Genomic DNA, 10298 nt, shown 5'->3' with positions numbered 1-10298 from the left:
TCAACAGGAGTACAGGTTGGACATAGTGTTGGATCAGTTGATTGGTCGGTAACATTTGGTCCGCTTGGCGGAGTTCCAGTTACAACAGCTAAGTTATCTACCTGTCCGGCATCAATATCTGCTTGTGTAATAATGTAAGTCACAGAAGCTGTTCCTGTCTGCCCCGGAGTCAACGTACTTGGAGTCACCACGATATCATTCAAACCTAATAAGGCATCATCAATATTTACATTGGTTAAAGTTACGTTTCCGGTATTAGTCACCACGAATGAATAAGTGATTACATCATTCACAGAAGCTACATTATCCGCACCCAGAGCTAAGCTACCGTCTTTAGTAACTTGTATCTTTGGAGAAGTGGTTATGTTAAGAGTAGCTGCATTTGAAATAATCGGACAAATATTAGTAGAATGGCTAACTATAACCTGATATTGATTTTCATCTTGATCTAATGTGATATTACTAACTGTTAATGTATTAGTCGTTGCACCATTGTACTGACCTCCATTTGAAATGTTAGCCCATGTGTTTCCTCCATCTGTGCTTTCCTGCCATTGATAAGTTAAGCCTGCATCCACATTTGTTGCTGGCGGAATGCTATAATTAGGAGTTCCAGTTGCAAAAGTAGTTGTGCTGATTGCATCAGCATCAAGAGTAAAGACTGCATTAAGACTAACTTCTTGAGTTACATTTATAGGCTGTGTAGCAATATTTAGCTGAGTTGCAGTAGTTGCATTAGTATAAGTTCCTGTATATGATGCCGTAGTAACCTGACCATTTGCATCAACTGTAGGTGTGCCTTCTCCATAAACGCCATTGTCATTTCCGTCTGCACTGGCAGAATTATAATATTCGTTAGCATCTGAACAAGTATCGTTATCTGAATCCAAATCAACACGATTTGGAATACCATCCATGTCAATATCACATTCCAAATACATGTTAACCGCATAAGTTGGGTTTGCCAAACTAACTGTTGTTGAAAAACCAAACGATTTTGAACCGAAGTTTGTATTTACAAATCTCCAATTTCCAAACTCATTAGTAGAGGAAATTGTATTAAGATTATTTAATGTTTTTTGATTTGAACTCTCTAAAGTACTCCATTGTCCAGCTACCGGAACTTGGTTTACCATTCCTGTAGCGGTAACTGGAGTTACTGGTGCTCCATCATAAATATGTATTGTTTTACTATCATTTGCATAATATTGTGTATCGTGTGACATAGCAATAAACGCACTCATAGAGCCAGTAATATTCCATACCGATGGAGTTTCTCCGCTTTTAGTCCACCAAGCATCTGTTGTTGGGTGAACCGAAGCATTGGTAATTGAAATAATAACTGCCCCAGAATTAGCAGGATAGCCATATAAATTACTTAAATCTCTTGTTACATTTTGATTTTTTTGATTTAAGGCCAAACCGAAATGTGAGGGAAGAATAGCTATCGCTTCTCCACTGCCGAATGCAGTTACGAAGTCATTGTAAGTGTTGTTACATTCGGAAGCATCTAAAACCCCATCATTATCATCGTCATTATCACAATAATTACTAATTCCATCACTATCTGTATCTGGATTTGTAGCAGAAATTAAACAAGGATCAGTTACGGTTAGTTGTGCTGAATTGGAATTTATTGGACAAATACTGTTATTATGAGTGATTAGTGCTCTGAATAAATTCCCGTTTTGACCAATAACAACATTACTTACAGTTAAAATAGCTGTAGTTACGTTACTAAATTGACCTCCATTTGAAATGTTTGACCAAGTAGTGCCATTATCTGTACTTATTTGCCATTGATAAACTAAACCAGCGTTTGTATTAATGGCAGGTGGAATGGTATAATTTGGAGTTCCACTACTAAATGTTGTAGTATTTACTCCGGTAGCTCCTGTTGTGAAAGTAACAGTATTTCCAATAGTAGCACTAACATTCGAAGGTTGGCTTGTTATATTTAGCTTAGTTGCAGTAATTGCATTAGTGTAAGTTCCTGTATATGATGCCGTAGTAACCTGACCATTAGCATCAACTGTAGGTGTACCTGTACCATAAACACCACCATCGTTTCCATCTGCAGTTGATGAGTTGTAGTATTCATTTGAATCACTACAAGTATCGTTATCTGAATCTAAATCTAACGAGTTAATTAATCCGTCACCATCAGTGTCTGGGCAATTTTGCGTATAAGTAATTTGTACATTATCCAATAAATTACCAATTGTTTTATCACCACCTGCAGCACTCACAGATGAAAACATAATAAAATAAGTTCCTGGGTTACCTGAAGGAATTGAAATAGTACCTGAATAAGAACCCCAAGCCTGATTGGTATCGCTCATTACTGCTAAAACGGTATAGTCAGTTAAACTTGTACCTATTCTAACTTCAGCTACATCTGGTGTTGTAGTATTAGTACCCCCATCGTCTCCTCTGCCTCTATGCTTAACTGACCAGGTTAAAACACCGCCACCTGATGGTACACAAAATGTTTGGTATAATGTTGAAATTTCATTGGCATTAAGTTCTACCATTTGTGTTCCTTCATTTGCTAAATAATAGGGTGCAAAAGCTGTGTTTGAACGCCAAAACTCTATCATTCCATCTGTAGCTGTAGTTTGCCATCCCGGAACAGTGGACTGATTTACTGTTCTGTTCCAATATGTACCAGCTGTAGGACCAGTTGGAAAACTTAAACCTAGAGGAAGCTCAAAACTTCCATTTTCAAATAAATTTGACGATGATGTACAATAACCGCACTCAATAATATCTGTAATTCCATCATTGTCATCATCTAAATCGCAATTATTATCCAGACCATCATTGTCTGTATCGATTCCTGAAAGTAAAAATGATACTATTGTAACCGTTGATGTTGCTGGTGCAGTACATCCTAAAGCATTAGATAATGTAAAGGTGTGACTACCTGCCGGGAGATTGTTAAATGTATAACTTGTTCCAGTACCATTTGTTACCGTACCATTATAGCTATCTGTTAATGTCCAGGTGCCTGATGGAAGATTTGTTAATGTGATACTATTGTTTGCGGAAGCACAAGTAGCTTGTACTACTGTTGAAATAGTTGGTGTGGTTAAATTATTAATAACAATTTTTTGGTTGAATGTTCTTCCACATTGATCAACTACCTGCATTGTATAAGTTGTTCCTATCACCAAACCATTAAAAGTTCCGCTTACTTGTTTTCCTTGAACGATAGTTGTACCTGCTTCATTTAATAAAGTATATTGATAAGGAGCTTGACCTCCTACACCAACACCTGTTACTGTACCACTACATGCTGCCAAACTAGCAAAAGACAATTCTTCAAGAGGACTAATAATTACTGTTTCCTCATAAATATAATTTGTCCCTGCAATCCTTGGAATTCCATCAACACCACCAATACCCGGATAATTAATTTTTCCTGCTGTTGTTACTCCACCAAAACGAATTTTATAGGTTCCTACAGGTACGTTTGTAAATTTAAGTGGGTTTGGATTGTATACAGTAAGTGTACTAATTAAAGTTTCTGAACCATCGGCATTAATTCGATATAAAGATCTTGTATCTCTATCAGATGGAGAAATAGTATGAGTAATATCAGCATTACCATTTGTGTACGCACAACGAGAAATCACAACATTAGTTGTACTGTTTGAAAGACAACTTGCTCCTGGTCCAGCAATTGTTGCGTTAAAGGTATTTGTTCTACCACAAGCATCTGTGTAAGTAATATTATAGGTTCCAGCACCAAACTGCTTTGGTCTAACTGTACCACTATCGGATAGTGGATCTAAAATATTTATGTTGGATCCTAAATGCAATCCGTTTGCAGGAAGACTATTAAAAGTATATACTTGGGGATACGTTAATGGTGCAGTCACTGTTGTTTCTCCCAAAGTAGAAACCCAGTTTACTGGTCCGCTATTAATTGTAAAAGTTAAAGGATATGTTTTTAATTGATTTGCTGGCAGATTAATAAAAATCATACCCACATCATCAATAAAAGGAGAAAAAGATCCTGTCCCCGGGCATACACTTTGTGAAGCTGTTGCGTTGGCAGGAGTTGGAATATTAATAGTTTCAGAAATCGTTAATCCGCACGCATCAATATAAGTTATTAAATAAGGCACATCATATTGAAGACCTGTAAAAGTAGTAAATGGATTCTGCCAAAGCTGGTCAGCCGGATAATTAAAAGTCAACGGATTTCCGTCAATATCTAAAGCTGTTGCAGTTGGATTATTAGTATCAATAATGGTTGCTGTGTAAGGAGCGGTTCCATATCTTAATGTTCTATTTATAGCATAGCCTTGAATACATGGATTTACAGTTGATTGAACCGTATAACTTAATATTCCTGCTGTAGTGACAGTAGGAACAGTAGGTGGAAAAGGAATCACAAAAGTTGATTCTGGTCTGCCACAAAAATCGCTTGCAATATGAATAGTGATTGGTCCTCCTGCAAAAAAAGCAAATGGAACTTCAAAAAGTCTATTATCTTCATAATAAAAAGTGTCAAAAGTTCTTACTGTTGCCAATGTATTATTAACAGGAGTAAAAGTTGCCCCTAGACTGTTGGTGAAATAAAAATTAAGAATTTGTCCAGTAGCATTTCTTCCAAATCTGGTATCAATGATATAAGTGTCACCACAAACCCCATTTCTAGTTACTCTATTAACAATTGTTGAACCAATGTGTTTAAACTCAGGCAAAGCTGGTTGCCCTAAAGTAACTGTTTTATCAGCACTCGTATTACCACATTGATCAATAATGTCAACCACATAAGTGCCTAGAGGTAAATTCGGTATTTGAAAAGTACTTCCAGCTGGAATTGGAAATGGTGTTGGATAACTCGGATGTAAGCCGCCTCCAACAGCTGTCAATATTCTTGCTGAATAACTTCTGTTGGCATTTGGACTTGTCCCGCTCGAACTTGTTATACCAGCAATGTTGATAAATCCATCAGTTCCTCCGTTACAAGTAGGATTCCAACCTTGAAGGGTAAATCCATCTCCAGGTCTTACGGTGTTGTCTGTACATTGTGAAAAACCAGTTAGACTGGATAATAATAAGAAAGTTATTATTAGTTTAAGACGTAAATTTCCAATCAAATCTCTTTCACTAATTTCGGTAATAGTAGTTTTATACTTCATACTCAAATCTTTAAATTTTACTTAGTACCTTAGTACTAATGGTTTTAAAATGAAGCCCTTATTAAACTCCAGAAAATCATTCATCAAAAGTATGTTAGAGTTTCGTTATAGTTTGTGGTTAATTGCATTCGGGTGTTGTGGAATATATACCCGTTACGTGTAGAACTATTTCTACAAAAAACAAAGAGGCTTTTTTTAATGTTGTTTTCTTTGTGTACAATATTTCCTGTTCAAAATAGGAATCACTTGAAATCGTTAGAACTCCTTATGTTATGGTTTAGGTTTTATAACTTAAAGATGATTTTGTTTTGGTGAAGAACTGAGTTTTTAAAAAGCATCTGTATACGATACCTTTTAAATAATGACGGAGATTCGTAAAAGATTAAAGAAGGTCAATACACGGAGTGTTCCGTAAACAATTTTTAGGAGGTGCTATAACTAGTATAGAGATTTACTAATTATAGAGCAGTTGTAAATTATTAATGCAGTGACAACAATTTTATATTTATTAGAAATTGCTACATATAATGTAAAGTCATTAAAAGGAGAGCTCCTTTAGTTAAAAAAACAGGAGCATCATAACTACTCCATAAATGTGCTAAAGGAATTGAAGGTACAGAAGAAGGGTCTTCAGTTAATATAAGAAGGAAGTTTATTATTGTTGTTGGCCAATAAATCAATTTATTTTAGGATGGTCTTTATATTGCGAATGTTTAATAAACCATTTATTTGGTGGAGGAGTGTTTGTTTAAAAACACATTAAAAATTTCCGGCCAGTTCAAATCAGACTTTATTTCAGTAAGTCCTTTATAGTTATTAATCTCCTCTAAATTTTTAATAGAAAACAACTCTTGTTCTATATAAGGAACAAGTCCTTCTTTTTTGAATTTTCTGGCCAGGTATTCTTGTTCATATTGTCCGGGAGTAGGAATGAAAAAAGCTTTTTTGTTTAGCTTTGATAAATCCATGATTGATGTATATCCGGAACGGCAAACAATAAGCTGACTTTCATTGAATGCCTGATCCAGTTGACGGCTATGCATAAAATTATAAAAAGTCACATTTTCTGTTTGTTCTTTCTTCTGTTCTTTTTCTATGATGCCTTTTACAAAAAGGATGTTTCCTTTATAAAGGGGAATCTCTTTTTTTAATTTTTCTTCTAATAAACCTCTTTGTGGTTCCGGTCCGGAGAGAATAATCATCAAATCGTATTTTTTAGCTACTTCCTTAGGATGCATTCTGCTCAATGGTCCTATATATTTGATGTTTAAATCCGGATTTTTCAAATGACTTAATTCACCAGCCAGATTTGGGTTTTCTGCCACATCAGGAATCCAGCATTCGGTATATTTTTTTATAATATTCTGATGCAATAAACTTGTTATCCAGGTAGTGTTTCCGGTCATTACATTTAATTGATGTGTGATAAATACCGAAGGCACTTTTTTACTGTAAACGCCCAGTCGGTTATCTGAAATAATACCATCAATATCATGCTTTTTAATCCATTTTTTAACCAGTCTTTTTTCTTCTAAAATGGCTTCAATCATTTTAGGACAATTTTTAAGCAGTTTCCATTTAAAGTATTTGCCGTTTTTAGCATATTCTATTTGGTAGGAAGGTAATTCTAGGAATTTTAAATACGGAAATTCTTTTTTTAGTAAGTCCAAAGCAATTCCGTCAGAAGCAATAACAGGAATGTGATTATTATCTTGTAAGGCTTTAATAATAGGTATGCAACGAGTGGCATGACCCAGACCCCAGTTTAATGGTGCGACTAAAATTGTTTTACTTGGCGTATTTAAATTCATTGCTTTGTCTATTTTAATGATAAAAATAAGTAAACAAAGTTGCTGTAGACTTTCTTATGAATTATCAAACTATTAAGTTATTATTTCCTAATCGAATAATGAATTGATAAATGTATTTTTTTGAAATAAAAAAGACACTGTTGTATAAAGTGGAACAACAGTGTCTTTTTGCAAAATATGGGTTTTAAAACTTAATTTTCTTTAGTTACAATTTGCATCGTTTCTGTACCTAATTGTTTTAGTAATACCGTTTTGCCTTCACTCACGGTTTGGGCAGCAGCATCGTTAAAATGTCTGATAGTATATAAGGTAACATTTTCGTTATAACCTACTTTGAATGTTTTAGATAAAATAGCAAGTAAATCTTTGAAGTTACCAAATTTATCTTCGACACAAACAGAGAAACTAATAGCAGAGTTTTGAATCAGGTTAACCTTAATTTTAAACTCATGGAACAATCTGAAAATCTCACTGATGTTTTCTTCCATTATAAATGAAAAATCAATTGAAGAAAGGGAAATCAGTAATTGTTCTCTTTTTACAATAAAACAAGGCATGAATGGCTCCAGAGTTGATCCTTTGCTCACCACAGTTCCTTTTAATAATGGATTGATAAAAGATTTTACATGCAAAGGAATTTCCTTTTTCTGTAAAGGCTGTAATGTTTTTGGGTGAATTACCGTTGCTCCGTAAAATGCTAATTCAATGGCTTCACGATACGAAATCTGGTTTAGCAAACTTGCATTTTCAAAATACCTTGGATCTGCATTCATTACACCGGGAACATCTTTCCAGATGGTTACACTTTCGGCATTTAAGCAATATGCAAAAATTGCGGCAGTATAATCTGAACCTTCACGTCCTAAGGTAGTGGTGAAATTATTTTCGTCAGAACCTAAGAACCCCTGCGTGATGTTTAAACTTTTGGTTTTAATATTTGTAGCAATATTTTTTTGAGTTAATTCCCAGTCTACTTCGGCATCACGGTAATTATTATTGGTTTTAATAAAATTACGCACATCAATCCATTGGGTTTCAATTCCCATGAAATTCATGTAATAGCTCAGAATAGTCGTTGAAATAATTTCTCCCATGCTTACAATCTGATCGTAAACAAAGTTGTAATTAGGAGATTTATTATGTGCTAAGAAATATTCTAAATCTGAAAAGTGTTCGTTTACTGCAGCAAATACCGCATGATTTTCATCTTCGAATAAATCTAATAAAATTTGATTGTGGTATTTTTTAATCTCTTGTACCGATGCATTCAGTTCAGCCGATTTTTCAAAATAGTTTTTAATTACTAATTCTAAAGCATTGGTCGTTTTTCCCATCGCCGAAACGACTAATAATACATCCTGATAACCCGCTTTTTGCAAAACGTCATACACGTTTTTTATTCCCGCAGCATCTTTTACTGATGCTCCACCAAATTTAAATACTTTCATTTTAAATTAAGATTTCAGACTTCATTTCCAGATTTATCGCTGAAAATTTTAAAGCCGTTATTTGTTATATTTATTATTTTCTAATTTTTGTTTTTTTCTAATTTAAGAAACCCTTGTGTTTCCAGTTGTACCTAACCTGTGCTTTTGGAGAGGATTTTATTTCAGTTTGTTTTTAATGAAATCGTCAATTCCTGATTCATCCATTTGAGCAACATGCCATTCTTTCAATACTTTTGCTCCTGTTTTTTCATAAAAATCAATTGCCGGGGTATTCCAGTCCAGCACATTCCAGTCAATTCTTTTTACCTGATCTTTTTGTGCCTGTCTGATAATTTCCGAATATAAGGCGTAACCCACTCCTTTGCCTCTCATCTCATTTTTAACCACTAAATCTTCAAGATGGATAATTTTTCCTTTCCAGGTAGAATAGCGATAATAGTAAAATGCAATCCCTACAATTTCCAAATTGATTTCGGCAACAAAAACATGAAATAAAGGCTGTTTTCCAAAACCGTCCCGAATCAAATCTTCTTCAGTAACCAATACTGCATCAGGCTCCTTTTCAAATTCGGCTAATTCCTGAATTAGTTTCAGAACGGCTGCCATATCTTCTTTCTTACCTACTCTAATATTCATAAATTCGTATTATTAGGGTTTAAAATTTAACAATATGACTTTCTTAAATTCTATTAAGCAATTAATTGTTAGCAAATATACAATACTGACAAACTTAGTAAGTTTTATTGAGTCATTATCACAAAATAAACGATATTTGTTACTTCAAATTCAAATTATATCGATTTCGTAATGGAAGAAAGCAGTAAAACCTTAGGAGAATTTATTATTGAAAACCAAAAAGCATTTCAATATTCGTCAGGTGAATTATCCCGAATAATCAATTCAATCCGTTTAGCAGCAAAAGTAGTCAGTTATAAAGTGAACAAAGCCGGACTGGTAGATATTACAGGAGCTGCCGGCGAAACGAATATTCAGGGAGAAGATCAGCAAAAATTAGATGTGTATGCTAATGAGATTTTTATACAAACATTAAAGAACCGGGAAATTGTTTGTGGAATTGCCTCCGAAGAAAATGATGAATTTATTACGGTAGAAGGAAAAGATAAAGGCCATAAAAATAAATATGTTGTATTGATGGATCCTTTAGATGGTTCTTCAAATATTGATGTAAATGTTTCGGTAGGTACTGTTTTTTCTGTGTACAGAAGAATTACCCCGGTAGGAACACCCGTTACACTGGAAGATTTTTTACAACCGGGAACCATGCAGGTAGCTGCCGGATATGTAATTTACGGAACATCAACCATGTTAGTATATACAACAGGACACGGAGTAAACGGTTTTACGCTAAACCCGGCAATTGGTACTTTTTACCTGTCGCATCCTGATATGAAATTTTCTAAAGACGGAAATATTTATTCTATCAACGAAGGGAATTATATTCAGTTTCCTCAAGGTGTAAAAGATTACATTAAATATTGTCAGTCTGAAGAAGGAGACAGACCTTATACATCAAGATATATTGGTAGTTTAGTCTCGGATATTCATAGAAATATGATCAAAGGAGGAATCTATATTTATCCAACGAGTTCTAAAGCTCCAAAAGGCAAATTAAGACTGTTATATGAATGTAATCCTATGGCATTTATTGCGGAACAGGCCGGAGGTAAAGCGTCAGATGGTTTTGGAAGAATTATGGAAATTAAACCAAAAGAATTGCATGAACGGGTACCTTTCTTTTGCGGAAGCTATAACATGGTAGCTAAAGCAGAAGAATTTATGCTTAAAGCAAGTAAATAATAACAAGTTTACATATAAAAAAAGCTCTTGATATTGACTTCAAGAGCTTTTTTTATATGTAAAAA

The 10298-nt window shown here is 34.4% G+C and carries 5 protein-coding genes; 1 reads left to right on the top strand and 4 read right to left on the bottom strand.

Annotated features, from left to right (window positions below):
* The 4 genes from BUB89_RS03215 to BUB89_RS03200 form a co-directional block, all read right to left on the bottom strand.
* Positions 1 to 5156: beta strand repeat-containing protein (locus BUB89_RS03215; protein WP_394333298.1), on the bottom strand; the 5156-nt coding region annotated here is incomplete at its 3' end.
* A gap of 725 nt (positions 5157 to 5881) precedes the next feature.
* Positions 5882 to 6967 (bottom strand): glycosyltransferase, encoded by a 1086-nt coding sequence (locus BUB89_RS03210; protein ID WP_073241787.1) that lies wholly within the window; start codon positions 6965 to 6967, stop codon positions 5882 to 5884.
* Between the two features lie 191 nt (positions 6968 to 7158).
* Positions 7159 to 8415, bottom strand: a complete 1257-nt coding sequence (locus BUB89_RS03205) for an aspartate kinase (protein ID WP_073241785.1) — start codon at positions 8413 to 8415, stop codon at positions 7159 to 7161.
* Positions 8416 to 8571: 156 nt separating this feature from the next.
* Complete coding sequence (locus BUB89_RS03200) at positions 8572 to 9051, bottom strand: GNAT family N-acetyltransferase (RefSeq protein WP_073241783.1); 480 nt, start codon at positions 9049 to 9051, stop codon at positions 8572 to 8574.
* Between the two features lie 171 nt (positions 9052 to 9222).
* On the opposite strand from BUB89_RS03200, the gene fbp reads away from it, so the two are divergent.
* A complete protein-coding gene (fbp, locus tag BUB89_RS03195) occupies positions 9223 to 10233 on the top strand; it encodes a class 1 fructose-bisphosphatase (RefSeq protein WP_073241781.1) in 1011 nt (336 codons plus the stop codon).
* Positions 10234 to 10298: the final 65 nt, after the last annotated feature.

The organism is Flavobacterium flevense (assembly GCF_900142775.1).
GTDB lineage: Bacteria > Bacteroidota > Bacteroidia > Flavobacteriales > Flavobacteriaceae > Flavobacterium > Flavobacterium flevense.
Note: the sequence above shows the minus strand (reverse complement) of the source record. Positions and strands in the feature narration are given on the sequence as shown.

Excerpts from the sequence above, each read along its gene's own strand:
- BUB89_RS03210 (WP_073241787.1), bottom strand. The coding sequence starts at position 6,967 with ATGAATTTAAATACGCCAAGTAAAACAATTTTAGTCGCACCATTAAAC.
- BUB89_RS03205 (WP_073241785.1), bottom strand. The coding sequence starts at position 8,415 with ATGAAAGTATTTAAATTTGGTGGAGCATCAGTAAAAGATGCTGCGGGA.
- BUB89_RS03200 (WP_073241783.1), bottom strand. The coding sequence starts at position 9,051 with ATGAATATTAGAGTAGGTAAGAAAGAAGATATGGCAGCCGTTCTGAAA.
- fbp (WP_073241781.1), top strand. The coding sequence starts at position 9,223 with ATGGAAGAAAGCAGTAAAACCTTAGGAGAATTTATTATTGAAAACCAA.